Below are 24,056 nucleotides of genomic sequence, written 5' to 3'. Positions count from 1 at the left end.
AACAGGAACACCCAGGCCATGGCCACCATCAAGGACGTCGCACTGCGCGCGGGCGTGTCGGTCACCACCGTCTCGCACGTGGTCAACGACACGCGCCACGTCAGCGCCAAGGGCCGCGAGCGCGTCGAGCTCGCGATCCGCGAACTCGGCTACGTGCCCAACGCGATGGCGCGCAGCCTCAAGAGCAACACCACCTCGACGCTCGGGATGCTGATCCCGAACAGCTCGAACCCCTACTTCGCCGAGATCGTGCGCATCATCGAGGACCGCTGCTTCGGCGCCGGCTACACGCTGATCCTGTGCAACACCGACGACGAGCCGCACCGCCAGAGCGTGTACCTGCAGGTGCTGGCCGAGCGCCGCATCGACGGGCTGATCGTGGTGTCGACCGGCGACGACGACTCCCTGGCCAGGCAGCTCAACGGCCTCAAGGTGCCGACCGTGCTGCTCGACCGCGAGATCGCCGACCCACACTGCGACCTGGTCGAGACCGCCCACATGCAGGGCGGCCTGCTCGCGGTGCGCCACCTGCTGTCGCTGGGCCATCGCCGCATCGCCTGCATCGGCGGGCCGCAGGGCGTGTCGCCGAGCGAGCAGCGCATCGCGGGCTGGCGCATGGCGCTGGCCGAGAGCGGCAACAGCACGGGCGCGGCCGACGCCGACGCGCTGCTGTGGCGCGGCGGCTTCACCAGCCAGGGCGGCTACGAGGCGATGCACGCCATCCTGCGCGCCGGCACCAACGACATTCCCTCGGCCGTCTTCGTCTGCAACGACCTGATGGCGATCGGCGCGCTGCGCGCCGCGCACGAGAGCGGCGTGCGGGTGCCCGACGAGCTCTCGATCGTCGGCTTCGACGACATCGAACTCTCGGCCTACACCAGCCCCGCGCTCACCACCGTGGCCCAGCCCAAGGAGCGCATCGGCGCGCTGGCGGTCGACATGCTGCTCGAGCGCGTGGGCGGCCGCCGCCGCGATGCGCGCAAGGTGGTGCTGCAGCCCGAGCTGCACGTGCGCGCCTCGACCGCGCGCTATTCCGGAGCGCCCGCGGCCGCACCCGTCTCCGCCCCTTCTTCCGCCGACACCCGAAAGTCCCGCACCCCGTGAGCCCGACGTCTTCCTCCCGCCCCGCGGCACCGCGCATCGTGGTGCTCGGCAGCCTCAACATGGACCTGGTGCTGCGCGTGCCGCATGCGCCCGCCGCGGGCGAGACCCTGCTGGGCCGCTCCTTCGCCACCATCCCCGGCGGCAAGGGCGCCAACCAGGCCGTGAGCTGCGCGCGCGAGGGCGCGCAGGTGCGGATGATCGGCTGCGTGGGCGACGACGACCACGGCCGCGCGCTGCGCCAGGCGCTCGAGCGCGACGGCATCGACACCGAGGCGCTGCGCACCGATGCGGCCGAACCGACAGGCACCGCGCTGATCATGGTCGAGGACAGCGGCCAGAACCGCATCGTGATGATCGCGGGCGCCAATGCCGGCGTCGACCTCGACGCGACGGACCTGCGCACCCGGCTCGAGGGCGCGGCCTTCCTCGTGACCCAGTTCGAGACCCCGATGGCGCAGGTCGAGCGCGCGATCGCGGTGGCGCACGAGGCCGGCTGCAAGGTGCTGCTCAATCCCTCGCCGGTGCAGGCCATCGCCGAGCCCCTGTGGCCGAAGATCGACACGCTGGTGGTCAACGAGATCGAGGCGCGCACGCTCAGCGGCCTGGGCGCCGACAGCCCGCAGGAGGCCGCGGCCGCCGGGCAGGCGATGCGCGCGCGCGGCATCGCGCGCGTGGTGGTCACGCTCGGCGCGCGCGGCGCGGTGGCGGTCGATGCCGACGGCGCGCGCCACCATCCGGCGCTGGTCGTGCAGGCGGTCGACACCACGGCCGCCGGCGACACCTTCCTCGGCGCGCTCGCCACCGCGCTCGGCGAAGGCCAGTCCTTCGACGAGGCCGTGCGCCTGGGCATCCGCGCCGCCGCGCTGTGCATCCAGCAGCCCGGCGCCCAGCCTTCCATCCCGCAGCGCGAGGCCGTGCTGCGCAGCCCCCTGCCCCCCGACTGGATTCCGCTGTGAAACGTACCGCCCTGCTGCACTCCGAACTGTCCCAGGTCATCGCCACCATGGGCCATGGCGACATGCTCGTGATCGGCGATGCCGGCCTGCCGATTCCCGATGGCCCGCGCCGCATCGACCTCGCGCTCACGCCCGGCGTGCCGCGCGTGGCCGAGGTGCTGAAGGCGGTGCTCAGCGAACTGCAGGTCGAGCGCGCGCTGCTCGCGCGCGAGGCGGTCGAGGGCCGCGCCACGGGCGAACTGCCCGAATGGTGCGCGGGGCAGCTCGCGGTCGTGCCCGAGACGGTGTCGCACGAGGAACTGAAACGTCTGAGCGCGCGCGCCAGGGCGGTGGTGCGCACGGGCGAATGCACGCCCTACGCGAACATCATCCTGTGCGCGGGCGTGACGTTCTAGCCATTCATTCGAACTTGTAGTTCGCTCCCACGGGCTGCCCGACCTTGAGCATCTGCTCCACGCCCTGGATCACGATGCAGTTCATGCCGAAGGTGATGCCGCCGTCCACGCGCGGATCGGCGCGGTAGGTGCGCAAGGTGTCGTTGACCTCGGGGCTGCTGAGCGCGGTGGCCGGGTCGATGTCGGGAATGGGGCAGCGGGTGCAGGGCTTGACCGGCTGCAGCTGCGCGCCGTCCGCCGAACCCTCGGCGCCGCTGGCCACGTGCAGCATCTCGACGCGGTCCTCGTCGTGCGACTCGATGCCGGCCAGCACGATGTTGGGCCGGAAGCGCTCGATGCCCACCGGGCCATGGCCGTCGCGCGCCAGCCGCTCGTTGAGCTCGGCCAGCGAGCCTTCGCTGGCCACCAGCAGCGCGAAGCCGTCGGCGAACTGGGTCTGGGCCTCGATGCCGCCGGTCCACTTGAGGCTCGACAGCCGCTTGACCTCGGGGTCGAAGCGCACCAGGCGCAGCTGCTGCGGCTTGCCGGGCTCGGAGAGGAAATCGCTGAACCACTGGGCCGCGATGTCGCCCATGTCGTAGGCATCGACCTCGTCCTTCCAGACCCGCACCCGCATCGGCTGCTCGACCCGGTCGAAGGCCAGGTGCAGCGCCAGCATGCCGGGCGCGCGCAGCACCACCTCGGTGTGCTTCATCTGCGGCTTGATCAGCGCCATGCGCGGCAGTTGCCGCTGCGTGACGAACTCGCCCTGTGCGTCGACCACCATCCAGGCGCGGTCGAATTCGAGGCCGGTCTCGGTCAGCAGCGCTTCGGGCAGCTCGACGCCGGCGCAGGACTTGACGGGGTACACGAACAGGCGCGCGATGGTGGCCTGGAGATCGAAATCTGTCACGGGAGCTCCTCGGATGGGGGCTCGATTGTCCTCGCTCCCGGCATACCCCCAATGGCCGGTTTCCCCACGGGGCCGGCCGCGGGAGCCTCCTCCTACAATGCCGCGATGGCCCTCCCCCCCGAAGTCTGTATCCGCGGCGCCGGCATCGTCGGCCGCACGCTGGCCCTGCTGCTCGCGCGCGAACGCGTGCGCGTGGCGCTGGTGGCGCCGCCCGCCGCCGTCGAGCGGGAAGACGTCCGCGCCTATGCGCTCAATGCCGCCTCGCGCGAACTGCTGGTCTCGCTGCGCGCCTGGCCCGAAGGCATCAGCGCCACGCCGGTGCGCGAGATGGTGGTCGACGGCGACGAGGGCGGCCGCGTGCAGTTCAGCGCCGCGCGCCAGAAGGTCGAGGCGCTGGCCTGGATCGTCGACGTGCCGGCGCTCGAGAAGCAGCTGGCCGACGCGGTGCGCTTCCAGCCCCAGATCGAGGTGGTGAGCGAACCGGTCGCCGCGCCGCTCACCGTGGTCTGCGAAGGCAAGGCCAGCGCCACGCGCGAGGCGCTCGGCGTGAGCTACGCGGTCACGCGCTATCCGCAGCATGCGATCGCGGCGCGGCTCGAGGCCGAGCAGTCGCACGACGGCACGGCGCGCCAGTGGTTCAACGACAAGGGCGAGGTGTTCGCGCTGCTGCCGCTCGACGGCGTGCACGGCCGCCGGCTGGCGCTGGTGTGGTCGGTCGACCAACTGCGCGCGCCGGCGCTGCTCGCGCAATCGGCCGAGGAATTCAATGCCGCCGCGACCGAGGCCAGCCACCAGGCCTTCGGCGCGCTGCGGCTGGCAAGCGAGCGCGCCGCCTGGCCGCTCGCGCGCGCCATCGCCGACCGCTGGACCGGCACCCTGCCCGCCACCGAGCAGACCGCCGGCCAGCCGCCGCGCACCTGGGCATTGGCCGGCGATGCAGCCCACACCGTGCATCCGCTCGCGGGCCAGGGCCTGAACCTCGGCCTGGCCGACGCGGCCGCGCTGGCCACCGTCATCAAGGAACGCGACTACTGGCGCAGCGTGGGCGATCCGCGCCTGCTGCGCCGCTACGAACGCGCGCGCCGCACCGAGGTGCTGCAGATGAGCCTGGCCACCGACGGGCTGCAGCAACTCTTCTCGCACGGCCTGGGCCCGCTGCCCGCGCTGCGCAACTGGGGCATGCGCGGTTTCGACCGCACGCGCCTGGTCAAGCACTGGGTCACGCGGCAGGCCATGGGCCTGAAGGCCTGAAGACCCGACTCCGGACGAACCGAACAACGACCTCCTCGAACCCATGAAGACACTCGCACGCCACCTGCTTCCCGCCGCCTTCGCGTCGCTCGCGCTCATCGCGGTTTTCGGCGCCCATGCCGGCGAAGCCGAGATCCGCAAGAACCTCAAGGAACGCATCCCGCAGTTCCCGACCATCGACGAGGTCACCAAGTCGCCGATGCCCGGCCTCTACGAGGTGCGCGTCAACGGCGCGCAGATCTACTACACCGACGAGCAGGGCAACTACCTGCTCGAGGGCAACATGATCGACGTGAACGCACGCCGCAACCTCACCGAGGAACGCGTGGCGAAGCTGTCGGAGGTGGCCTTCGACAAGCTGCCCGTGAAGGACGCGATCAAGATCGTGCGCGGCAACGGCAAGCGCAAGCTCGCGGTCTTCGAGGACCCGAACTGCGGCTACTGCAAGCGCTTCGAGAAGGACATGAAGTCGGTCGACAACGTCACCGTCTACCTGTTCCTCTACCCGGTGCTGGGACCCGATTCGACCGTCAAGTCGCGCGACATCTGGTGCAGCAAGGACAAGGGCAAGGCCTGGAGCGACTGGATGGAAGCGGGCACGCGCCCGGCCACCGCGCCCGGCAGCTGCGACGTGACCGCGCTGCAGCGCAACGTCGAGTTCGGCCGCCGCTACAACATCACCGGCACGCCCACCCTGATCTACAGCAACGGCACCCGCACCCCGGGCGCCGTGCCCGCCGAGCAGGTCGAGAAGCAACTCGCCGCCTCCGCCAGCTGATGGCGACGAAGTCCCCCTCGCGGCGCGCGGCCGCGACGCCCGCGGCCGTGGCCGCGCCCGGCGTGCACTACCGCGTGGAATGCGCCGACCTGCATGCGCGCCTGTTCGAGGTCACGCTCACCATCGACCGCCCCGCGGCCGAGCAGCTGCTGACGCTGCCGGTGTGGATCCCGGGCAGCTACCTCGTGCGCGAGTTCGCCAAGAACCTGCAGGGGCTGCAGGCCTCGCAGGGCCGGCGCAAGGCACCGGTGCTGACGCAGCTCGACAAGTGCAGCTGGCGCGTCGAATGCACGGCCGGCCAGCCGCTGGTGCTGCGCTACAAGGTCTGCGCCTACGACAACTCGGTGCGCACCGCCTGGCTCGACGCCGAGCGCGGCTTCTTCAACGGCACCAGCCTGTGCCTGCGGGTCGAGGGCCAGACCGATGCGCCGCATGCGCTCGAGATCGTCGCGCCCGCCGCCTCGGCGCTGCCAGAGGGCGCCGCGCCCTGGTCCTGCGCCACCGCGCTGCCGCCGCTGAAGACCGACCGCCATGGCTTCGGCCGCTACCTCGCGGCCGACTACGACGAGCTGGCCGACAGCCCGGTCGAGCTCGGCGCGTTCTGGAGCGGCGAGTTCGAAGCCGGCGGCGTGCCGCACCGCTTCGTGGTCGCGGGCGCCGCGGCCTCGTTCGACGGCGATCGGCTGCTGGCCGACACCAAGGCCATCTGCGAAGCCGAGATGCGCTTCTGGCACGGCGACAAGGTCGGCAAGCGCGGCGGCCCGAAGCCGCCGATCGACCGCTATGTGTTCATGCTCAACGCGGTCGACGACGGCTACGGCGGCCTCGAGCACCGCCATTCGACGGCGCTGATCTGCAACCGGCGCGACCTGCCGCAGCTCGGCATGAAGAAGTCCGCAGACGGCTACGTCACGCTGCTGGGCCTGATCAGCCACGAGTACTTCCACACCTGGAACGTGAAGCGGCTGCGGCCGGCCGAGTTCGCGCGCTACGACTACGGCCGCGAGAACTACACGCGGCTGCTGTGGTTCTTCGAGGGCTTCACCAGCTACTACGACGACCTGCTGCTGCGCCGCGCGGGGCTGATCGACGATGCGGCCTATCTGCGGCTGGTCAACAAGACCATCAACCAGGTGCAGCAGACGCCGGGCCGGCAGGTGCAGTCGGTGGCCGACGCGAGCTTCGACGCCTGGGTCAAGTACTACCGGCAGGACGAGCAGACGCCCAACGGCACCGTCAGCTACTACACCAAGGGCGCGCTGGTCGCGCTGTGCCTCGACCTCAAGCTGCGCGCCGAAGGCCGCGGCTCGCTCGACGACGCGATGCGCCACCTGTGGAGCGCGAGCGGCGGCGGTCCGGTGAGCGAAGCCGATATCGCGGCCGCGCTCGAGGCCGCCGGCGGCCGCTCGTACGCGGCCGAGCTCGCGGCCTGGGTGGATTCGACCGCCGAGCTGCCGCTGTCGGAGCTGCTGCGCCTGCACGGCGTGGCCGCGCTCGACGATCCCTCGCAGCCCGCGCAGACGCTGGGCCTGCGCGTGGCGGAGAGCGGCGGCAGCGTGCAGGTCAAGGTGGTGCTGCGCGGCGGCGCGGCCGAGAAGGCCGGCTTCGCGGCCGGCGACGAATGGATCGGCATCGAGCTGCCGGCCGCCGGGCGCAAGAGCGCGCAGGGCTGGCGCATCGGCCGGCTCGACGACCTCGCGCTCTATCTCGGCGCGGGCAAGCGCTGCACCGCGCTGGTCGCGCGCGACCGCAAGCTGGTGAAGCTGCCGCTGGTGCTGCCCACGGGCGTCACGACCTGGCGCCTGCTCGCGCAGGACACGGGCCGGGTCTCGAAGTGGCTGGCGCCGGTGGCGATCGCGGCGACGAAGGCTTAGGCCGGACACGCACCATGCAAAACGGGCCGTCGTCGGCCCGTTTTCTTTTGGCACTTCAGCCCGCGGGCAAGGCCCGTTCGGCCGCGGCCTCCTCGGCCGTCTCGCGCCGCACGAAATGAATCGGCTGCGGCTCGCCCACCATCACGCAGGGCTTGCCGGTGCGGCGGCAATGGTCCTGCACGCGCCAGCAGGCGTCGTGGCTCAGGCAGCCGGTCTGGCAGATAACGAGGTCGGCCGCGCGCAGGCTGGCCTCGAACGCGGGATCGTCGGCGCCGTCCGCGCCTTCGAGATGCAGGAAACGGCCGCCGGCGATCTCGACCAGCTGGCGCGCGAGCGAGGGCGTGCGCTCGTCGCCGCCCACGCAGAGCACGGCCTTCTCGCGCAGGCCGGCAGGCACCGGTGCCTGCGCCGGCACGGCCAGGCGGCGCGCGGTGCCCGGCGCGAGCAGCGCATGCAGCCGCTTGGGAAGGGCCGCGCCGACGGCCGCGCGCGCGGCCAGTTCCTCGCGCACCATCGCCATCGCCGAATCGCGCGCCACCAGCGCGCCACGCAGGCGCACGATCTGCGCCTCCAGCCGCTCCACCAGCGCGGCCTGCTCGGCCAGCAGCTGCGAGCAGCGCTCCTGCACGCGGGCATAGGCCCGCAGCAGCACGGCATGTTCTTGCATCGGGAACTCCATGGCCGCGGATTCTAGTTGAGAACAATTCTCAACAAAGCCATGCAGCGGGAAGGGCGAAGGCACCGGCCAGCAGCCCCGTGTCGCGGTGGCGCACGGCACGGTGGGTATAGTGAAGCGCGTTTTTTCTTCCCTTCCCCGGAGACACCATGAGCTACGAGAACATCGAAGTGCGGACCGAAGCTGGCAAGGTCGGCATCATCACCCTCAACCGACCGAAGGCGCTCAACGCGCTCAACGACGCGTTGATGACCGAGCTGGGCCAGGCCCTGAAGGCCTTCGACGCCGACGACGCCATCGGCTGCATCATCCTGACCGGCAGCGAGCGCGCCTTCGCGGCCGGCGCCGACATCGCGGCGATGGCCAAGTACAGCTTCATCGACACCTACCGGGGCGACTACATCACGCGCAACTGGGAGACCATCCGCTCGATCCGCAAGCCGGTGATCGGCGCGGTGGCCGGTTTCGCGCTCGGCGGCGGTTGCGAGCTCGCGATGATGTGCGACTTCATCATCGCGGCCGACAACGCCAAGTTCGGCCAGCCCGAGATCAAGATCGGCGTGATCCCCGGCGCCGGCGGCACGCAGCGCCTGCCGCGCGCGGTGGGCAAGAGCAAGGCCATGGACATGGTGCTGACCGCCCGCATGATGGACGCCGCCGAAGCCGAGCGCGCAGGCCTCGTGAGCCGCGTGGTGCCGTTCGAGAAGCTCGCCGACGAGGCACTGGGCGCCGCGCTGGTGATCTGCGGCTTCTCGCAGATCTCGGTGATCGCGGCCAAGGAGTCGGTCAACCGCGCCTTCGAGAGCGGCCTGAGCGACGGCGTGATGTTCGAGCGCCGGCTGTTCCATGCGCTGTTCGCGACGCAGGACCAGAAGGAAGGCATGGACGCCTTCCTGACCAAGCGCCAGCCGGACTTCAAGAACGCCTGAGGGCGGGCGGGCCGGGAGGCCCGCTTTTTTTTCGCCCTGGGGCCCGATGCCTTCAGCGCTGCGGCGTCGAAGGCGTTGTGCGTGCGCGCTCGAGCGCGGCGCGCAGCGAGGCCAGCGCCTGCGCGGGCGGCGTGCCGATGAAGGCCGAAGCACCGGGCTGCGGTGACCAGCGCACCTGCTCGCCCGCGATCTCGAGCAGCGCGACCAGGGTGCGGCCGCGGTAGAGCGCGATGCGCGCTTCGACCGGCGCGGCCAGCGCGGCATCGGGCTGGGTGGCCGAGCGCGCCACCGCGCTCAGCAATGCGGGGAAGGCTTCGATGTCGGCGCGACCGTGGCGCGGTGCTGCGTCACCCGAGTCCGACCAGGCGGTCCAGCGATCGAGCGCGGCGAAGGACGGCGCGCGCTCGGCGGCGGGCGCTGGCGCGCCGGCCAGCCGGGCACGCGATGGCGCCGGGAGCGCGGCGGACTCGGCCTGCGAGAGCTGCGCGGACGGCGCGGCGGCCGATGGCTGCGGTGCATGCGCGAGGGCCGGCGGGACGGACTGCAGGGCGGAGGCGGCACCGCGGACCGAGTCCCGTTCGCTTTCGCTCTTCTTGTACGACTGTTCGGCCGCCAGCGGCGCGGCGCCGGGTGCGGCATCGGCGACGGGCGGCGCTGCGCCGGGTGCGGGTGGTGCAGCGGCGATCACGGGCGCGGGGGCCGAAGGCGGTGGTGGTGCCACGGCTGCGGGCGGCGGGGCGACGGCTGCTGGAGGCGGAGGCGCTGGCGCCACGGGTGCTGCGGCGACTTCGGGCGGTGGCGGCGCAGTGGCCGCGGCCGGTGGCGGTGTCGCGGGCACCGGCGCGGCCCGCTCCAGCGAGGCCGACTCGCGCGACTTGGCAACCGGCTCGGCCGGGGCCTGCCGCCGCTCGGCCTGCGGTGCCGGCGCGCGTTGCGCAGCCGCGGCGGGCGCGGACGGTCGACGCACCGCGTCGGCATTGCCGGCCGCCTCGGCCGCCGCACCAGAAGGCGCAGCGGGCGCAACGGGCGCGACAGCTTCGGGCCGTGCCTCAGGCACCACCACGGGCGCCTCGCGCGCTGCCGGCGGCGCTTCGGCCACCGCGCCCCCCACGCGCGCCTCGCCATCGAGCCGCGCATCGGGCACCGGCTCCTGCCGCCACAGCACGGTGACGAAGCCGACCACCAGCAGGGTCGCGAAGGCCGCGTTCCACGGCATGCGGGCGCGCGCTTCGCCACCGCCGAACAGGCGCCGCCACCACGGCTGCGCGGCCGGCGCATTGGCGGCGGCCGGCGGCGTGGGGGCCGCGAGGTTGTGCGCCATCTTGAGGATCGCCTCGCGCGTGCGCGCCTCGGGCAGCGCCTCGTTGTCGGGCGCGTGCGCGAGCGCGCGGCGCAGGCGCGCGTCGCGCAGGTCGTCGTCGTCGAACCCGGCGCTCATCGCGCGCCCTCCAGCACCGCGAGGTAGCGTTCCATGCAGCCGCGCAGCTTCTGCAGCCCGTAGCGCAGGCGGCTACGCACCGTCTCGAAACCGATCTGCAGGCTGGCCGCCAGCGCCTCGACCGTCAGGCCGTCCTCGTGGTGCAGCAGGAAGGCCGCGCGCTGCTCGGTGGGCAGTTCGTCGAGGCAGGCCAGCAGGCGCCGGCCCGCGGCGCGCCAGAACGCGAGCTCCTCGGCCGAGGGATGGGTGGCGACGTCGTCCGAGGCACCGTGCACGCCGCGCTCGAGCGCGGGAATGGCCTCGTCGTCCTCGCCCGCGTGGCCGTCGAGGGCCACTTCGCGCCCGCTCACGCGCAGCCGGTCCATCACGAGGTTGTGCGCGATCGTGAAGGCCCAGGTGCGCCAGGCCGCGCCCTGCGGCGAGAAGCTCTCGCGCGCCGTGATGATCCGCACCCAGGTGTCCTGGAACACCTCGTCGGCCTGCGACGCCAGCCGCGCACCCAGCAACCGCCGCACGAAGCGGAACAGCCCGCCCTCGTGGCGCGCATAGAGCACGTCGAAGGCGGCGGCGTCGCCGCGCGCGTAGGCCAGCATCAGCTGATCGTCGGGCATGGCGTCGCGGCCGGTCGCTTCGGGCGCGGCCGGGCTGGCGGTGGCGGTGGAGGAACGGGCGCGGGGCAGCGCGGACATCGGTGGATTCTCACCTCAGCTGGTACGCACGGCGGCGCCGGTCGGGGTTGGCGCGGCGCAAAAAAAAGACGCATCGGCTTAACCCCGCTGGCGGCGGCGCGCCGTAACAGCCTGCACCGATTCACTTCACGGAGCCGTTCCATGATCCCGTCACCGGCCTTTCGCCCTCGCCGCCCCCTCGTCGCGCTGCTGTGCGCCTCCCTGGTCCTGAGCGCCTGCGGCGCCACCGAGCCGCGGCCGGCGGGCCGCGACGATGCCGCCGTCGCCACCGCTGACAAGCGCTGGCCCGCGCCGGCGGTGCAGGCCATCGAGGCCATCACGCCCGCGCGCAGGATCGAGCCGGCGACGCCGAACTTCGAGGCGCCATCGGCGAAGCACTGCGCGCGCGCCGATCCGGACCAGCGAGACCCCGGGCAGCGGCGGGAGCGCGCGGCACCGGTCCGCCCTGGGTGCCGTCGGCGCGCCCGCCATGGCCGCGCCACCCCTCGCGTCGATGGCGGCGCCGATGACCCCGGCACCCGGCGCCGCCCCCATGGCCGAAACCCGCGCCAGCGCGAAGATGGCGCGCCCGGCCGTCGTGGAATCGGCCCCGGCCGCCGCGCCGCGCGACGCCCGCGCAGCCGTCGTCGCCCAACGCCCCGCGAGCGAGCCCGTCACCGCCGGCATGGTCGACGACAACGCCGACTTCGGCGAGTACCTGGCCTTCCGCAACCGCACCCAGGTCGCGCACCGCGAGCGCGACGTCAGCGAGCGCTACCTGCTGCAGGTGCGCGATGCGCAGGGCAGCGTCGTGCCCGATGCCGAGGTCGCCGTGCAGGCCGCGAACGGCGCCGCGATGTGGGCCCGCACCGATGCGGGCGGGCGTGCCTGGCTGCATCCCAAGGCCTTCGATGCCGCATCGAGCCCGGTCTACGAAGTGACCGTGCGCAAGAACGGCCGCCAGGCGACCTCGTTCCTGCGCCGCGGCCAGAAGAACGCGGTCGACGTGGTGCTCGAGCGTCCCGGCGCCCGCCCCGCGCGCGCGCAGCTCGACCTGGTGTTCCTGATCGACGCCACCGGCTCGATGGGCGACGAGATCGCCCGCCTGCGCAGCACCCTGCGCGACATCGCCGACCAGGTCGCGCGCCTGCCGAGCCGGCCCGACACCTGCTTCGGCCTCGTCGCCTACCGCGATCTTCACGACGAGTTCGTGGTGCGCCGGCACGACTTCACCAACGACCTCGATGCCTTCCAGGGCGCGCTCGACGCGCTGCAGGCCGCGGGCGGCGGCGACTATCCCGAGGCGATGAACGAGGCCCTGCACGAGACGGTGCAGCGCCTGAGCTGGCGCGGCGACGACACCACCCGGCTCGTGATGCTGCTGGCCGACGCGCCGCCGCACCTGGACTACCCCGGTCCGCAGTACGACGACAGCATGGTTGCGGCGCTCGGCAAGGGCATCAAGGTGCTGAGCGTGGGCGCCTCGGGCCTCGACAAGCAGGGCGAGTACGTCCAGCGCCAGATCGCGCAATACACCGGCGGGCGCTTCGTGTTCCTGACCTACCGGAACGCCGCCGATCCCGCGAGCGGCCCGGGCACGCAGACCGTGCACGACGTGGGCAACTACTCGGTGCAGACGCTCGACAAGCTGGTGGTGCGGCTGGTGTCCGAGGAACTCGGCAAGCTGCCCGGCGCGCAAGCTTCGCGCGGTGGTTGAACTCCGCCAAAAGCCTGGGCTATAATCGCGGGCTCGGCTCTTTAGCTCAGTCGGTTAGAGCGATGGAATCATAATCCACAGGTCCGCGGTTCGAGTCCGTGAAGAGCCACCATATAAAGCCTTGCGGCTACTAGCCCCGTTGCTACAAAAAATGTAGCGCGGGGCTTTTTATTGCGTCCCGGACGCAGTATGTAAGGGGCGATGTAAGTCCTTATCGCGGGCATCGCTTTCGCGTCCACGCGCATTACCGAGGTTAGAGCACGCGTGGAACCATGAACCGGCGCCCCTTGAACTCAACTCACGCCACGCCACGCCCATGACGCGCTAGGCCTCAAAGCGCGAACAGACGAGACGGCAAACCCGAAGCCTTGTCCAGGCCCCCGGACTGCTCTCGGAAAGAGCGTCAGCTTCATGATGTCCCGCCCCCTCAACACCCGAAGGCTGTCACTGTCGAAGCTGACAGCAAACGTTTCACCAAAGAAAACGACTCGCGGTCGCAACTCTCACTCAAGTAATTCTCTTCAAGCTCCGTGGAGCCTGAGGATTAGGTCCAGTTGGCAGCGGAAGTTGCGTCTGCTCTACTAGAACTTTCGCCCTTTCGCGAACGTTCTCCATTACCTCCTTCGTGACCGTCTGATCGAGGTGGTAATCAGAAATGGTGCGAGCGAGCTTCAGCTCTTGGAGCACGTATCCAATGCTCCGAGAACGCAGTGACAAAGCCGCGCTGCAGCTTGACTCAGGGTGCGTTAACTGATTAATCAGCGTCTGATGAAGCCCGCCATTGACACCAGTGTCATATCCCGGGGCAGGCAACTTCGCATGCCAATCTTTGCACGCATGGTATGTGCCATAGTAGGCGCGACTGACGGAAGCCCGCAACGATATTTCGTTACCTTGGCTGTCGACCGAATCGGCGAACGCCAAAAAATCAGCACAAGCGACGGGCATCAGCAAACTGCCAAAGGTGCATCGACAGTAACAGTACCAAGCTTCACTCCGTGATATGACACCAGCAGACCACGGTTTTCTAAATCTCGCGCGGCCAGCCTTTCGGCCAACTCCCAACTTAACTCTGCTGCAACTCGAGGCGTTTCGGCAACTCGATACGAAATATGGATGAGGGGACCGCCGTGCAATTCGTCGAGCACGGTGATTGTTGGCGTGACATCGAGCCAAATCAATCCTCGATTCACCATGATTCCGTGCACCTGGTCCATGACCGCGCTCGCAAATCCCTCATCCAGCTTCAGAGCTTGAGCGGCCCCCCAAGCACGTCGAGCCAGATCTACGAGTTCGCCATGCCAAGGTACAGCCGGGAACATCTCAATGACGGAAACCGCTTTTTCGAACCACGCAGTCGCCATACACTTGTTGAACACTGCCACGGGGTCACCAGCATGAGTCCTTAGGACCCCGGCAAAGTAGGGAGCCGCCTTTGATATCTGGCCTGTCAAAAAGTAGACAAGCTCTCTTGCGGCTGCGACCCGTTCCGGAGCTGCGTAGTTCTGTTCCGCATTCCGGATCCAACGCTCCACCTCTGCAATCTCCCCAGTCAAAGCATAGATGTTCGCTTTGAGCAAGCTTGCCTCCACTACGTCGACCTTCTGCAACTTAGCGCATTCGTCAAGCACACTAGAAGCCAGAATCTTCGCCTGCGCATGGGAGCCAGCCTTTTCGGCGATCTCGCGAATCATTGATGTGATATCGGAGGCTATGGTTTGAGGCTTCGCGTTCATTTTTTAGGCAGATGTGCGCGTGGAACTGGCGCTATCGCGCCGCGCAGAAAGCAATTTTTTCAGGCTCACGGATGTTGTCAACCTGCGTCAAGCCTCGAAGCAGCGGTGTTGAACGACAGTGCGTTCCTCCAGCGCGGAGACGCCTCTAGCCAAAAAAATGGCTCAACAGGACTGCGGGAGCTGTCAAGGCGCCCTGAAACGTTGTACTCGCACCCTTGCCCCCCATCAACCCCCGCAACGCACTCATAGGGCCCAGAAGAAAAAAATATGTAACATTGCGAAAATACAACTCATCGAAGTTTGCGCCCACCAACTTTTCGAACGAACGGCCGCGACGCATGGCTCAGCCCACCTCTCGCATCACTCTTCAAGCACCGCTTTTATGGCCCTCTAAGAGGACGCCGAGCACGGAAGTGAGTGCGATCAAGGATTTGCATGCACATCTGCTGGGCCTGCCCTACAGTGTTCTAGCGTGGGAAGCAGCGCTCTTACTTTACGAGACCGCAAAACGCCCGCCGTCAACGATTCCTTCCACGGTGGCGCAACGGTGGCGTTTCGTTGCGTGTCATGAGTGCATCCTCGAGCTGTATCACTTACGGGCAAGGCTTGAACGAGTTCACAGCGTTCTGCTAAAGGGGTGTCCCTCGATACACATGTCACTCGAAACCGCGAAGTTAAAGGCCGCCCGAAAACGCCTCGACGACGACTTCCCACATATTGAGGCGTTACGGCACGCCACCGCACACAAAGGTGAAATCGAAGCCTTCCCCGAGCAACATGCCATCGACACCAAATTTGCCCTGAGCGGCTTTCGGGAGCCCGACAGGTACAGCCTGGAATACAAGGGACAGATGCGGTTTCTAGACATCAACACACAGTCCCTACTCGACATCGCCGAAGCGGTGCAGACTTTCCTTGACGCCTTTGCTCCTGCCGCGAAGAGATTAGACGACGAAGGACACCTCAACTAGCAGCGAACCCCTCCGCGCCTAACCAGCCAAACCTGATGCGGTCCCGCCGCTTCCAAGTGCAGAGCGTACAAGACGGCCAACCGATGATGACCTTCGAGCAGTTCATAAGGAGTCGAATATTTGAGCCCCCAACTTGCAACAATCGCGCCGTCCGGGTTGTCGAGCACGATGGGTGGAATCGGCCAAGTTCCAAACTCTCGCATGTACTGAGCAATGCGGCTCATCCGTTGACTGGTATTGCCTCGAAGAAAGTGATTTCTGTACTGCGCTACCGTCTCGTGCCTTGCCAGGCATGGCCGGCGGAGATCGCTCTCGCTCAGCTCGACACATTCGAAGCGTAGAGACTCATATTGGAGCCATGCGTACTCTTCGATGACATCTGAATGGTCGAAGAACCACTGTGTGATCACCGAAGCGGGAAAGTTTGGAAGCGCAGCTTGTACCCGTCGCGCATATTGCTCGGGCGACTCCAGCGGCGCATCGGCGCGCCCAAGCCGCGGCTCCAACCCCTGTAAATCTTGAAGGCTCAGTGCCTTAGGCTTCATCGAGCTTGCGTTTTGCCCAGCGTGCAAGCGCTGCGCTCATCATCGATTTCCAATCTTCAAAACTGGAGTTCGCCCTGACATGAGCATCCATTTGCTCGTCGGGTATCGATTCCAGATCCTCCCGCGTCTCGACCTTAAAGCCCCCTGAAGCAAACAGTTGCTCAAGGCTGGTAAATCGCGTGTTCTCGGCTAGAAACTCCGCAGAGAGCAGCTCGGTGAAGGGGATGGACGTGGTGCTCCCAAGCTGCTCTACGCCTCTTCGAAGGCGCGCGAGGTTTTCAAGACCTTTGATTTTCAACATGAAGTTCTGCCGCTGCACCTCTGGTTCAGTGACAGACGTACTGGCCGTACTGGTTTGCCCCGCAGCGAGGCTGCGATGGTTGATAGGTAGGCTGTCGGTAGGGATCGACAGTTCCCACGCGCCCTGAGTACGGGTTAACGTTGCCCTGCGAGCTGTAGTTGTCCACTCGGGTGTTGTTTGGGTTAGTCGCGTAGCTCGGCGCGACGTAGGTTCCGTTCTTCGTGACGTATCCGCTGCGCAAGTGGCTCTCAGCAAAAGCAGCGGTCGCCATTAAGGCACAGGCAAAGACGATCATTTTCTTCATGGTGTTCTCCTCGCCCGACAGGGGCGCGCCTAGTCTGCTGCCACGCGTACCTTTGACTACGAGGGTTTGCACCATGTCTCGAGGCTACTCCCCCATTTGGGGGAGGAGATCTGAGTTATGACCTCGTGGATTCACCCCGTTGGGCAGCGTTGGGCCCTGACATGGAAGCGCGCCTGGAGGCGATGGCTGGGGTGTTGAGAGACGCGAATGGCTGAGAACAGCAAAAAACTGCTAGGGGCGATTCCGAAGCCACCAGTTCGTTTCAAAGCCAAGCCGAGCAGCGGACCTGATCATCTAAAGTTGAGATACTGAACCCAAGATGGCGACTTGCATCAAATCGCCCGACAAACTTTTCGCAGCCGGGAGGAAAGCACAGGAAGGCCTATGCGGTGCTACATGAACTTTGCGCGCGACCACGATGAACTGGTTAGGGCGAAACTGGCGACCTACCACTATGTCGAGGAACCGGACGATAACGACTTCACCCGGTACGTCGTTTTGCTTGATCTTTTGAAGCGGCTGGTCCCTCGGCGCAGGTACAAGGTCCACCTTTCGCGAGAGATTCAAGCCAACCCAAAAGCGCGCGAGCTCAAGTCAGTACTGGACGAGGTGATAGAACAACTGCGAAGCGGACAATCGATCGCACCCTATCTTTCAAAGGCCGCAAACGACCTAACCGCGCAAGACGGTTTGCTGGTGCACTGGGGGATCCACCATCTCCATCTAAGTCCTGCGGCTTCAAAAGGCGCTGACGGTTTTGTTGCCCGGGCTGACTATCTTCTCTTCTTTCGTGTTGATGCGACGAACGCCTATCTCATCGATATTGTTCCTCACAAAGCGTCAGCGCTTTTCGTGCGCGAGGAACTGGTGAGAACCGTCGACCGGAACTGGCCTGCGTTACATCACGAGATAGCGAGGTCGGGGGCGGTCCCGCTACGCCAGCTAACCGACCGAGAGAACAAGAGCCTTCGAAAGAAGAGTACCAATACTCCGGTTCAAACGGATAGCCGAATCGTAATCCCGGCGTTCGGTGCCATGTCTTCTGGGCACTCACTAGATGCCGTAATGGCCGCGGACGGCACCGCCCTGGAACTTCAACGGTTGGAGCTGCTTATCCGAATCAACTATGCCGTTTGGTTTGGACGAACGACCGACTGGGTTACCGCTCTGCGACTCATTGAAACTCGAGACGAGGGGTATGTCATTTCCGATGGGTCTTCGGGCAAAGTCAGATTTTTTGAGCGCCTAGCTTGATGCGATTACGTATCCGTTACGCCCGCTTCAATCACTCCTGTTCTTTCGGAAGCCAGCGGCCAAGGTGGCTCCGAAAGGTGGGCCAATGAGAGTTTTGTCAGTCCCTAAAAGGGCGTTTGAATCGGTCATATGCACCCCTGCGACTGGGCTGCTGCCGGTTTCAAAGACACCTTGTTAAGGTGTGAAATGAAACCGGAGGTGGTTCATGGAGAGAAGAAGGACATTCAGCCGCGAGTTCAAGCTCGAGGCGGTCAAGCTGGTCACTGAGCGTGGGGTGACCGTGGCCCAGGCGGCCAAGGACCTGGACGTACACGAGAACGTGCTGCGCAAATGGGTTCGCGAGCTGCGTGAGGCACCGCAGGAGGCCTTTCCGGGCAATGGCAAGCAGACGGCCCAGGACGCGGAGATAGCCAGGCTGCGCAAGGAAGTGGCCAAGCTCAAGATGGAGCGCGACATCTTGAAAAAAGCCGCGGCCTACTTCGCGAAGGAGTCGATGTGAAGTTCGGCTTCGTGGCGAAACACCGAGGGGCATGGCCGGTCAATCTGATGTGCGAGGCGCTCGGTGTCTCGCGAGGCGGCTTCTACGCTTGGCTGGCGCGCCCCAGGAGCCGGCGCAGCCTCGATGACGAGAAGCTGGGCGCTCAGGTGCACCAGAGCTTCGTGCACAGCGACCGCACCTATGGCGCCAGGCGCGTGTGGCGCGATGTACTGGAGCAGGGCCAGCCTTGTGGCCTGCACCGCATCGAGCGGCTCATGCGCGAGCAGGCTCTTCGTGCACGTCCCAGGCGCCGGGGCTTACCCAAGGACCGGGGCGAGCGCTGTGCGATTGCCGACAACGTGCTGGACCGCCAGTTCCAGGCCGATGCACCGAACCAGAAGTGGGTGGCCGACTTCACCTACATCTGGACGGCCGAAGGCTGGCTGTACGTGGCAGCGGTGCTGGACCTTTACTCGCGTCGCATCGTGGGCTGGTCGATGCAAGAGGGCATGACCTCGCAGCTCGTGGTGGACGCGCTGATGATGGCCGTATGGCGCCGGGGCAAGCCAGTAGCACTGCTTCATCACTCGGACCAGGGCAGTCAATACACCAGTGCGCACTTCCAGCAACTGCTGCGCGAGCAAGGCATCACCTGCAGCATGAGCAGAGCCGGCGAGGTCTGGGACAACTCGGCGATGGAGAGCTTCTTCAGCTCAATGAAGACCGAGCGCACGGCCAGGCGCGTGTACCGCAGTCGGGAGCAAGCTCGGGCCGATGTGTTCGACTACATCGAGCGGTTCTACAACCCGATGCGCCGGCATTCGACGCTCGGCTACGTCAGTCCCGTACAGTTCGAACAAGCTCAAAAAGCTTAGGTCGGTGTCAACGAAACCGGCAGCAGCCCAGACCCCAGTTTTCGGACTCCAGAACCCCGAAGGTGCTCATCTGCTCCCGAAGGTGCTCATAATTTTTTGTGAGCACCTTCGACGGTTTTTGAGCATCTTCGGGCAGATCCGACCCGAGTAGCGACAGCGCGCGTCCTCGCATCTTGGCTGGGGTTGACGGCCCAGACGATTGAACGAGGGTGATACAAGCAGGAGCCTAGTGCCCTCACGAAAGCGCCGATGCCGGCGTGAGGCCGGCATCCTTTGGCGGGGCGCCCGCTTCATGCAGCGGGAGCATCGATCGCTGGGGCCCCAGCTTCATCGGGTTAGTCCTGCACCTCTTGTCCTGCTTGAGCTTTTCGAGCGATGTGGTCGCGTATGGCGTCCGCACCGCGCTCGCAGGCGTTCAGCGCAAGTGAAATGTTGTCCGAAAACCTCCCGATCGCCCCGACCTTTTGCTCGCCCTTCTCGTGATCGTCGTACAGGTAGATGAACCCGTCGAGCTTTCCTTCTAAAGCACGGCTCAGCAGGCCGTTCAGGGCGCGAACAGCCGCCCGTTTTACGCCGTCCAACTTCATTTCCCTCTCAGCGGCTTCTTGGCGCTCGGCCTCCCTCTTTTCGACTCTCAATTTGCGCAAGGAAGCGACGCCTCTGGGATAGCGGCCATAGTGCCGATCGTTGTGAACCGGTGCGCTTCTCACACCAGGGAACACCAAGATCTCCGCGCCCTGAAACTCCTTGTTTTCAGTTGTGCTCATGCATCACCTCCTGCTGCACGAGAAACCAGGGCGTCGATATCGGTCTTCGCCATGGCAACGATCGTGTGAAGGGCACCAAGCAGCGAGGCGCCGGCCGCTAATCCGAGGGCTTGAAGGACTCCAAGCAATCCCGCCAACTCGTCGCTTGCGTCGTTTAAGGCATGGTCCAGGCTGGCGTCCCTAAAGGCGACCACCACCGCGTCGGCGCCCTTATCGACCAGGCTATGAATGCCCCAAAGTGTGTTGAGCGGCAGGTCTATGTCAGCCTCCGAACTTTCGGCCGCGGCCTGGGCCACTGCGCGCGCTTGTTGCATGAACAGCACGGGACGGGAAGACGCTCCAGCGGCGGCCTTGTCCTGATGATGGAGAACCTGATCAGCCATGGTTCACCTCACGCGCCAGGCCCCCGAACTCGAGTGCAACAAGCGTTTCGCCTGCCAGTTCATAGAAACGCATGACACTGCTCTCCGCGCGCTCTTTCGCTATCCGTGCGATCGCGCGGGCCGCATCTACATCTTCGCTCTTGGACAAGAGGCTAAGCAGTGCTTCGAAGACGTCGGCCACCTCCATAGTGCGAGAGTGGGCGTCTAGAAGGTGCCTGGCAATATCGCGGGCCAACGCTCTCGGATCACTTTTTGCCTTGCCTCGAGGTTGCTCAAGGAAGTCGGAGAACTCCTCGAATGCCTCAGCGATCTGGCAAGGGTGTCCAAGGTAATCGATCGCGACTCGATCCTTGTGGACCGAAAGGTCCTCACTCTTTGGGAGGATGGGCACGGCGGCCCGTTGCCCGATAATCTTCGTAGCCATAGTCTGCTCACTTTCATGGTTCAGCAGGTTTGTGGTTAGGCCGGATCGGTGTTCCACCACCATTCCGGCCGCCTGAATGCCTCAGTTCAACCAAGCAAAGGCCTGGTTGCGCCCTGAGGCGCGGCGGTCCGACAGCACCGGTGTTCCACCACCATTCGCTGCCGCCGTTGATGCCTCAAAACCTTCGCCAAGAAGGCAAGCCCTGAGGCGCGGCTTTCACTCCTTGCTATCCGGCTCCTTTGCGCGATCAATCGCCTTGCTCAGCCATCCAGCACCTAGGCGCCTAAGCTTCGCCCAACGATCAGGCGTGAGCCGTATCGACCCGCTCACGGCTCGAAGCTCTTCGGGCAGCACCGGGCGTCCCATACGAGCTCGTTCTCTTTCCTCTTTTGTCATCAGCGATCCTGCGTTGATCAGCGGTACGGAGCCCAGACGACCACACCATCAGCTGCGAGGTTTGCAGCCACAGTGGAGAACCAGCGCGAGCCACGGAAAGACTTGCCGAAGCGCAGGCCCGTGAACTTGAGTGCGGTAAGGCCGACGAGTACGCCAGCGATGTTTTGTGCGTTGTCCTTCAGGGCTTGCTTAGTCATAGGTCACCTCTACGATGACATATTGTGGTGCAGTAAGTCCCTTTCTTGCAACACATAATGTGTGACGTTTAGTCATCGAAAACCCGAAGAGCATTCCTTAATCCCTACATCTACCCCATGCGATGCGCTCGAGCAGTTGCCTTCGGATGTTGGAGTAGCGGCAAGTAGTCACGCCGCTCAAGCTGCTTGCAAACGTCAGTAGGTTGTCGCGCTGTCGGCTCATACGTTCGGCGGTGCTCCTGCGGCGCAACGGGTGATCGGCGTACGCCTGAGGCGCCCCGTAGAGCGGACAGTTCAACTTCGTCACACAGAAAGCCTCACATGAGTAATCCAGAACCAGAAGCTAACACCTCGCCGACCGATGCAGACTTCATCGAGTTCGCTCAGCAGGTCTTTGAGTTGGCGCGCACAGGTGATGCCCAGACACTAGAGCGTCTGCTGCAAAAGGGCTTCCACCCAACATGAGCAACCACAATGGCGACACGCTTCTGATGCTCGCCGCGTACCATGGCCACGCCGAAGCTGTGGCGGCGTTGTTAGGGGCCGGGGCCGATGCTGATCGATTCAACGACAAGGGCCAAACGCCCATTGCTGGAGCAGCATTCAAAGGCCTCCAGCCAATCGTTGAACTGCTGCTGGCCCACGGGGCTCAGCCAGGTTTCGCGCCGCCCGGCGGCAAAACACCGCTCATGTTCGCCGCGATGTTCAACCGACTCGACATCTTGAAGGTACTTCTGAAGCACGGTGCTGACAGCAATGCTCGGAGCCCGGAAGGCTTGTCGGCATTGGATCTCGCGCGGAGCATGCGGGCGCCTGATACGGCCGCCTTCTTGGAGACGCATACGGCAGCGTGAGCTAGCTACATCCAGTCGCGCACAGGCCAGCGGGTCGAGAAGGATGCCCGCATGGCTTCGTCTTCGCCGTGTGTATCGGCAAGACATCATTCGCTTGAGCGTGTCATTTCGATGAAGCCGATGGCTTTGCGCTGCCCCTTGTCCTCATTGCAGTTGTTGAAGATCGCGTGCGTACTCCGAATCTTGTACGCGAGCCGTGCGACCTCGGCAGCGAGAGAGGCCAACTCGGCCTCGAAATACTCGTAGTCGAATCGCTCAGCGGGTGTCTCGGCTGGTGCGTTGTAGGTCTCTTGATTGCGACCGTGGAGCCGCAGCAACGCGTAGTTAGGGTGCGTGGCCTCTCACACTGCCGGCACACTATTGTCGCCCCCTGCGGAGAGCTGGTGAGGCGGTCACGCACTGCCCAGTAAATGCAAGTCCCTTCGCGACATCGCTAACTATACTCACACGCGAGGAGAACAATATGGCCAAAAAGCGCGTGGGTTGGGCGGTCGCTGCATGCCTCGCAGTCGTGTGCCTCATTGCAACGTCGGCTTCGACTTCGCCTTCGACGAGTTCTGATTACGCAAGCTGGGCTTCGGCGATAGGCACGATAGCAGCGGTTTTCACAGCGGTATGGGCGACGTTTGCCGCAGAGGAACGCCAACGAGATGATGCACTAAGGGCAGCACGAATAACGTCAGTACTTGTCGCGGGGCTATGCACGAGGCTGAAAGAACGTGTCGAGGAGTTCGAGGCAAGGCTCGAGAACATTCATATGAATGGGGCGGGAACGGTCCAAATTGCAGCCGAAGCGCGCACGCTGGAGGAACTCGCGGGACCAACCGAGGAGCAGCTCCTGCGGATTTCACATGCCCCAGGCGACATGGCAGTAGAGATCGCCACGGCACTCGCACGCCTCAAGCACGCCGCTCGCATGCTATCGCCTCAGGAACTTCAACGGCTTGGAGCGAATGATCACGAGCGAAGCAAAGAAGGCGCGAATCGAGCTCGAGTTCTCGTGCATAGCGCCAGGACCAGCCTTGAGGCCGCGATTGCCGGCTTGAATCGCTTCCGGAAATCATTTGACTCCACGATCGACTAGAAGAGGCGATCGGCAAGGTCCTCGCCTCGCAACGAGACGCAGCGAAGCATCATCTTCGTGTCCATCCAGCCCATGATCTTGCAGATCTCAATCTCGTTGAACAGCTTGGAAGGCAACCATATAGTGATGCTCGGCGCCAGCTGGCTAGGCGATGTATAAGAAAAATTCAACGCGCGCTGCCGGAGACGACAAAATCCCCCTTCGCGTTCACGCTCGACCTAGGCCCCTCGGCAAGAGCGCGACACCAAGAGGGTGTCAAAGAAAATACGAAGAAATAAGAAATGTCAGCTCACGTTGTTAAATGCGACCGCACAAAGCCAAGCCCTGCCACCGCGGATGCAGCGTGCATTGCCATCGATTCCAAAAATCTAAAATACTATTTATGCAAAGATCAATCGAAGTTTTCTTGGCTACCACTAGTTGAATGGTTAAGCCAGCACTTGGGCGTTAAATGCGGGCTGCCGATCCCAGACTGCGCCGTTATCGAGGCCCCGTCGCACCCAACTCAACTGCTGTTTGGCTCAAGATGGGAAAGCGGAGGATTGGATTACTCTAGAATTGATTTGCAACACATAACAAATCCTCATGTATTTAGCTCGACACTGACCTTCGATTGCCTTATACATAACGACGACAGGCATTTAAACAATTATCTTTACCTCAATATTGCCGGAGATCTTGTTGCAAAGATAATGGATCACAGTCGAACTTGGTGGCACTCTGGATGGCCTTTGCCGGCCCCCCCACCTCCAGCCAGTTCTAAAACGGTGCTAGCGTTCCAATTTTGGAACGGCAAAATTGCATGGGAC

Annotated in this window: 26 protein-coding genes, 1 tRNA gene and 1 pseudogene; 15 read left to right on the top strand and 13 right to left on the bottom strand. The window is 65.3% G+C overall.

All coding sequences use genetic code 11. The features are described 5' to 3' along the window. Positions 1-18 precede the first annotated feature (18 nt). Genes ACHMXE_RS15635 through rbsD form a run of 3 tightly spaced genes read left to right on the top strand, consistent with a single transcriptional unit; the run spans position 19 to position 2,455 of the window. Entirely contained in the window at positions 19-1,104 is a 1,086-nt protein-coding gene (locus ACHMXE_RS15635; RefSeq protein WP_208511298.1) for a LacI family DNA-binding transcriptional regulator, read from the top strand. Continuing rightward, positions 1,101-2,060 (top strand): ribokinase, encoded by a 960-nt coding sequence (rbsK, locus tag ACHMXE_RS15630; RefSeq protein WP_395350115.1) that lies wholly within the window; start codon positions 1,101-1,103, stop codon positions 2,058-2,060. The genes ACHMXE_RS15635 and rbsK overlap by 4 nt, the downstream gene beginning before the upstream one ends. Next, entirely contained in the window at positions 2,057-2,455 is a 399-nt protein-coding gene (rbsD, locus tag ACHMXE_RS15625; RefSeq protein WP_093347953.1) for a D-ribose pyranase, read from the top strand. Before rbsK ends, rbsD begins: the two co-directional genes overlap by 4 nt. Before the next feature lie 4 nt (positions 2,456-2,459). Here rbsD and ACHMXE_RS15620 read toward each other — a convergent pair whose 3' ends face one another. Further along, entirely contained in the window at positions 2,460-3,347 is an 888-nt protein-coding gene (locus tag ACHMXE_RS15620; RefSeq protein WP_395350114.1) for an MOSC domain-containing protein, read from the bottom strand. Between the two features lie 105 nt (positions 3,348-3,452). On the opposite strand from ACHMXE_RS15620, the gene ACHMXE_RS15615 reads away from it, so the two are divergent. The 3 genes from ACHMXE_RS15615 to ACHMXE_RS15605 are packed head-to-tail and all read left to right on the top strand — an operon-like array spanning position 3,453 to position 7,250. Further along, positions 3,453-4,598, top strand: coding sequence for an FAD-dependent monooxygenase (locus ACHMXE_RS15615; protein ID WP_395350112.1), 1,146 nt, complete (start codon positions 3,453-3,455; stop codon positions 4,596-4,598). Positions 4,599-4,641: 43 nt separating this feature from the next. Further along, the gene (locus ACHMXE_RS15610; protein WP_395350111.1) at positions 4,642-5,376 is read left to right on the top strand and encodes a DsbC family protein; all 735 of its coding nucleotides are present in this window, start codon (positions 4,642-4,644) and stop codon (positions 5,374-5,376) included. Next, positions 5,376-7,250 (top strand): M61 family metallopeptidase, encoded by a 1,875-nt coding sequence (locus ACHMXE_RS15605; protein WP_395350109.1) that lies wholly within the window; start codon positions 5,376-5,378, stop codon positions 7,248-7,250. The genes ACHMXE_RS15610 and ACHMXE_RS15605 overlap by 1 nt, the downstream gene beginning before the upstream one ends. Positions 7,251-7,305: 55 nt before the next feature. Here the strand turns inward: ACHMXE_RS15605 and ACHMXE_RS15600 are convergent, their stop codons facing one another. After that, entirely contained in the window at positions 7,306-7,917 is a 612-nt protein-coding gene (locus ACHMXE_RS15600; RefSeq protein WP_395350108.1) for a DUF2325 domain-containing protein, read from the bottom strand. Between the two features lie 158 nt (positions 7,918-8,075). On the opposite strand from ACHMXE_RS15600, the gene ACHMXE_RS15595 reads away from it, so the two are divergent. Beyond that, positions 8,076-8,855: an enoyl-CoA hydratase gene (locus tag ACHMXE_RS15595; protein ID WP_203202937.1), complete on the top strand. Its 780-nt coding sequence runs from the start codon at positions 8,076-8,078 to the stop codon at positions 8,853-8,855. Between the two features lie 52 nt (positions 8,856-8,907). Here the strand turns inward: ACHMXE_RS15595 and ACHMXE_RS15590 are convergent, their stop codons facing one another. Beyond that, entirely contained in the window at positions 8,908-10,293 is a 1,386-nt protein-coding gene (locus ACHMXE_RS15590; protein ID WP_395350106.1) for a hypothetical protein, read from the bottom strand. After that, positions 10,290-10,982, bottom strand: coding sequence for a sigma-70 family RNA polymerase sigma factor (locus ACHMXE_RS15585; RefSeq protein WP_395350105.1), 693 nt, complete (start codon positions 10,980-10,982; stop codon positions 10,290-10,292). The genes ACHMXE_RS15590 and ACHMXE_RS15585 overlap by 4 nt, the downstream gene beginning before the upstream one ends. A gap of 469 nt (positions 10,983-11,451) precedes the next feature. Between ACHMXE_RS15585 and ACHMXE_RS15580 the strand changes: the two genes are divergently transcribed. After that, positions 11,452-12,678 (top strand): VWA domain-containing protein, encoded by a 1,227-nt coding sequence (locus ACHMXE_RS15580; protein WP_395350104.1) that lies wholly within the window; start codon positions 11,452-11,454, stop codon positions 12,676-12,678. Positions 12,679-12,713: 35 nt separating this feature from the next. Then, positions 12,714-12,790, top strand: a tRNA-Met gene (locus tag ACHMXE_RS15575). A gap of 835 nt (positions 12,791-13,625) precedes the next feature. Here the strand turns inward: ACHMXE_RS15575 and ACHMXE_RS15570 are convergent. Beyond that, complete coding sequence (locus ACHMXE_RS15570; protein ID WP_395350103.1) at positions 13,626-14,414, bottom strand: hypothetical protein; 789 nt, start codon at positions 14,412-14,414, stop codon at positions 13,626-13,628. A gap of 413 nt (positions 14,415-14,827) precedes the next feature. Here ACHMXE_RS15570 and ACHMXE_RS15565 point away from each other — a divergent pair, with 413 nt between their 5' ends. Further along, complete coding sequence (locus ACHMXE_RS15565) at positions 14,828-15,385, top strand: hypothetical protein (protein ID WP_395350102.1); 558 nt, start codon at positions 14,828-14,830, stop codon at positions 15,383-15,385. Here the strand turns inward: ACHMXE_RS15565 and ACHMXE_RS15560 are convergent. The 3 genes from ACHMXE_RS15560 to ACHMXE_RS15550 are packed head-to-tail and all read right to left on the bottom strand — an operon-like array spanning position 15,382 to position 16,535. Beyond that, positions 15,382-15,930 (bottom strand): hypothetical protein, encoded by a 549-nt coding sequence (locus tag ACHMXE_RS15560; RefSeq protein WP_395350100.1) that lies wholly within the window; start codon positions 15,928-15,930, stop codon positions 15,382-15,384. The two genes, ACHMXE_RS15565 and ACHMXE_RS15560, sit on opposite strands and share 4 nt — an antisense overlap. After that, positions 15,920-16,249 carry a hypothetical protein gene (locus ACHMXE_RS15555; protein WP_395350099.1) on the bottom strand — a complete coding sequence of 110 codons (330 nt, stop codon included), beginning with the start codon at positions 16,247-16,249 and terminating at the stop codon, positions 15,920-15,922. Before ACHMXE_RS15555 ends, ACHMXE_RS15560 begins: the two co-directional genes overlap by 11 nt. A gap of 7 nt (positions 16,250-16,256) precedes the next feature. Further along, positions 16,257-16,535 (bottom strand): hypothetical protein, encoded by a 279-nt coding sequence (locus tag ACHMXE_RS15550; protein ID WP_395350098.1) that lies wholly within the window; start codon positions 16,533-16,535, stop codon positions 16,257-16,259. A gap of 396 nt (positions 16,536-16,931) precedes the next feature. Here ACHMXE_RS15550 and ACHMXE_RS15545 point away from each other — a divergent pair, with 396 nt between their 5' ends. Both ACHMXE_RS15545 and ACHMXE_RS15540 read left to right on the top strand, forming a co-directional pair. Continuing rightward, on the top strand, positions 16,932-17,789 hold the full coding sequence (locus tag ACHMXE_RS15545; RefSeq protein ID WP_395350097.1) for a hypothetical protein: 858 nt from the start codon (positions 16,932-16,934) through the stop codon (positions 17,787-17,789). Between the two features lie 205 nt (positions 17,790-17,994). After that, positions 17,995-19,142 (top strand): IS3 family transposase gene (locus ACHMXE_RS15540; RefSeq protein ID WP_395350096.1). Its coding sequence is split into 2 segments (ribosomal slippage): positions 17,995-18,256 and positions 18,256-19,142, totalling 1,149 coding nucleotides; the frame shifts between segments, so codons are not numbered across the junction. 335 nt (positions 19,143-19,477) lie between these two features. On the opposite strand, the gene ACHMXE_RS15535 is transcribed toward ACHMXE_RS15540, so the two are convergent. The 4 genes from ACHMXE_RS15535 to ACHMXE_RS15520 all read right to left on the bottom strand — a co-directional run bounded on the left by ACHMXE_RS15535 (position 19,478) and on the right by ACHMXE_RS15520 (position 21,309). After that, the gene (locus ACHMXE_RS15535) at positions 19,478-19,909 is read right to left on the bottom strand and encodes a hypothetical protein (RefSeq protein ID WP_395350095.1); all 432 of its coding nucleotides are present in this window, start codon (positions 19,907-19,909) and stop codon (positions 19,478-19,480) included. After that, positions 19,906-20,292, bottom strand: a complete 387-nt coding sequence (locus ACHMXE_RS15530; protein WP_395350094.1) for a hypothetical protein — start codon at positions 20,290-20,292, stop codon at positions 19,906-19,908. The genes ACHMXE_RS15535 and ACHMXE_RS15530 overlap by 4 nt, the downstream gene beginning before the upstream one ends. Further along, entirely contained in the window at positions 20,285-20,716 is a 432-nt protein-coding gene (locus tag ACHMXE_RS15525) for a hypothetical protein (protein WP_395350092.1), read from the bottom strand. The genes ACHMXE_RS15530 and ACHMXE_RS15525 overlap by 8 nt, the downstream gene beginning before the upstream one ends. Before the next feature lie 413 nt (positions 20,717-21,129). Then, the gene (locus tag ACHMXE_RS15520) at positions 21,130-21,309 is read right to left on the bottom strand and encodes a hypothetical protein (RefSeq protein ID WP_395350090.1); all 180 of its coding nucleotides are present in this window, start codon (positions 21,307-21,309) and stop codon (positions 21,130-21,132) included. Positions 21,310-21,630: 321 nt separating this feature from the next. Here ACHMXE_RS15520 and ACHMXE_RS15515 point away from each other — a divergent pair, with 321 nt between their 5' ends. Both ACHMXE_RS15515 and ACHMXE_RS15510 read left to right on the top strand, forming a co-directional pair. Next, positions 21,631-21,774: a hypothetical protein gene (locus ACHMXE_RS15515; protein WP_395350089.1), complete on the top strand. Its 144-nt coding sequence runs from the start codon at positions 21,631-21,633 to the stop codon at positions 21,772-21,774. Continuing rightward, positions 21,771-22,163 carry an ankyrin repeat domain-containing protein gene (locus ACHMXE_RS15510; RefSeq protein WP_395350087.1) on the top strand — a complete coding sequence of 131 codons (393 nt, stop codon included), beginning with the start codon at positions 21,771-21,773 and terminating at the stop codon, positions 22,161-22,163. The genes ACHMXE_RS15515 and ACHMXE_RS15510 overlap by 4 nt, the downstream gene beginning before the upstream one ends. A gap of 86 nt (positions 22,164-22,249) precedes the next feature. Here the strand turns inward: ACHMXE_RS15510 and ACHMXE_RS15505 are convergent. Then, positions 22,250-22,483 (bottom strand): annotated as a pseudogene (locus tag ACHMXE_RS15505) (DUF72 domain-containing protein); the annotation flags it as partial. 143 nt (positions 22,484-22,626) lie between these two features. Here ACHMXE_RS15505 and ACHMXE_RS15500 point away from each other — a divergent pair. Next, positions 22,627-23,247 (top strand): hypothetical protein, encoded by a 621-nt coding sequence (locus ACHMXE_RS15500; protein WP_395350085.1) that lies wholly within the window; start codon positions 22,627-22,629, stop codon positions 23,245-23,247. Positions 23,248-24,056: the final 809 nt, after the last annotated feature.

This window comes from Variovorax sp. UC122_21 (assembly GCF_044056785.1).
Taxonomy (GTDB): domain Bacteria; phylum Pseudomonadota; class Gammaproteobacteria; order Burkholderiales; family Burkholderiaceae_C; genus Variovorax.
This window is presented reverse-complemented; position numbering and strand designations above follow the sequence as displayed.

What these genes read in the sequence shown, in the direction of transcription:
- ACHMXE_RS15635 (WP_208511298.1), top strand. Translation starts at nt 19, where the DNA reads ATGGCCACCATCAAGGACGTCGCACTGCGCGCGGGCGTGTCGGTCACC.
- ACHMXE_RS15615 (WP_395350112.1), top strand. Translation starts at nt 3,453, where the DNA reads ATGGCCCTCCCCCCCGAAGTCTGTATCCGCGGCGCCGGCATCGTCGGC.
- ACHMXE_RS15610 (WP_395350111.1), top strand. Translation starts at nt 4,642, where the DNA reads ATGAAGACACTCGCACGCCACCTGCTTCCCGCCGCCTTCGCGTCGCTC.
- ACHMXE_RS15605 (WP_395350109.1), top strand. Translation starts at nt 5,376, where the DNA reads ATGGCGACGAAGTCCCCCTCGCGGCGCGCGGCCGCGACGCCCGCGGCC.
- ACHMXE_RS15600 (WP_395350108.1), bottom strand. Translation starts at nt 7,917, where the DNA reads ATGCAAGAACATGCCGTGCTGCTGCGGGCCTATGCCCGCGTGCAGGAG.
- ACHMXE_RS15595 (WP_203202937.1), top strand. Translation starts at nt 8,076, where the DNA reads ATGAGCTACGAGAACATCGAAGTGCGGACCGAAGCTGGCAAGGTCGGC.
- ACHMXE_RS15590 (WP_395350106.1), bottom strand. Translation starts at nt 10,293, where the DNA reads ATGAGCGCCGGGTTCGACGACGACGACCTGCGCGACGCGCGCCTGCGC.
- ACHMXE_RS15585 (WP_395350105.1), bottom strand. Translation starts at nt 10,982, where the DNA reads ATGTCCGCGCTGCCCCGCGCCCGTTCCTCCACCGCCACCGCCAGCCCG.
- ACHMXE_RS15580 (WP_395350104.1), top strand. Translation starts at nt 11,452, where the DNA reads ATGGCCGCGCCACCCCTCGCGTCGATGGCGGCGCCGATGACCCCGGCA.
- ACHMXE_RS15570 (WP_395350103.1), bottom strand. Translation starts at nt 14,414, where the DNA reads ATGAACGCGAAGCCTCAAACCATAGCCTCCGATATCACATCAATGATT.
- ACHMXE_RS15560 (WP_395350100.1), bottom strand. Translation starts at nt 15,930, where the DNA reads ATGAAGCCTAAGGCACTGAGCCTTCAAGATTTACAGGGGTTGGAGCCG.
- ACHMXE_RS15550 (WP_395350098.1), bottom strand. Translation starts at nt 16,535, where the DNA reads ATGAAGAAAATGATCGTCTTTGCCTGTGCCTTAATGGCGACCGCTGCT.
- ACHMXE_RS15545 (WP_395350097.1), top strand. Translation starts at nt 16,932, where the DNA reads ATGAACTTTGCGCGCGACCACGATGAACTGGTTAGGGCGAAACTGGCG.
- ACHMXE_RS15535 (WP_395350095.1), bottom strand. Translation starts at nt 19,909, where the DNA reads ATGAGCACAACTGAAAACAAGGAGTTTCAGGGCGCGGAGATCTTGGTG.
- ACHMXE_RS15530 (WP_395350094.1), bottom strand. Translation starts at nt 20,292, where the DNA reads ATGGCTGATCAGGTTCTCCATCATCAGGACAAGGCCGCCGCTGGAGCG.
- ACHMXE_RS15525 (WP_395350092.1), bottom strand. Translation starts at nt 20,716, where the DNA reads ATGGCTACGAAGATTATCGGGCAACGGGCCGCCGTGCCCATCCTCCCA.
- ACHMXE_RS15520 (WP_395350090.1), bottom strand. Translation starts at nt 21,309, where the DNA reads ATGACTAAGCAAGCCCTGAAGGACAACGCACAAAACATCGCTGGCGTA.
- ACHMXE_RS15515 (WP_395350089.1), top strand. Translation starts at nt 21,631, where the DNA reads ATGAGTAATCCAGAACCAGAAGCTAACACCTCGCCGACCGATGCAGAC.
- ACHMXE_RS15510 (WP_395350087.1), top strand. Translation starts at nt 21,771, where the DNA reads ATGAGCAACCACAATGGCGACACGCTTCTGATGCTCGCCGCGTACCAT.
- ACHMXE_RS15500 (WP_395350085.1), top strand. Translation starts at nt 22,627, where the DNA reads ATGGCCAAAAAGCGCGTGGGTTGGGCGGTCGCTGCATGCCTCGCAGTC.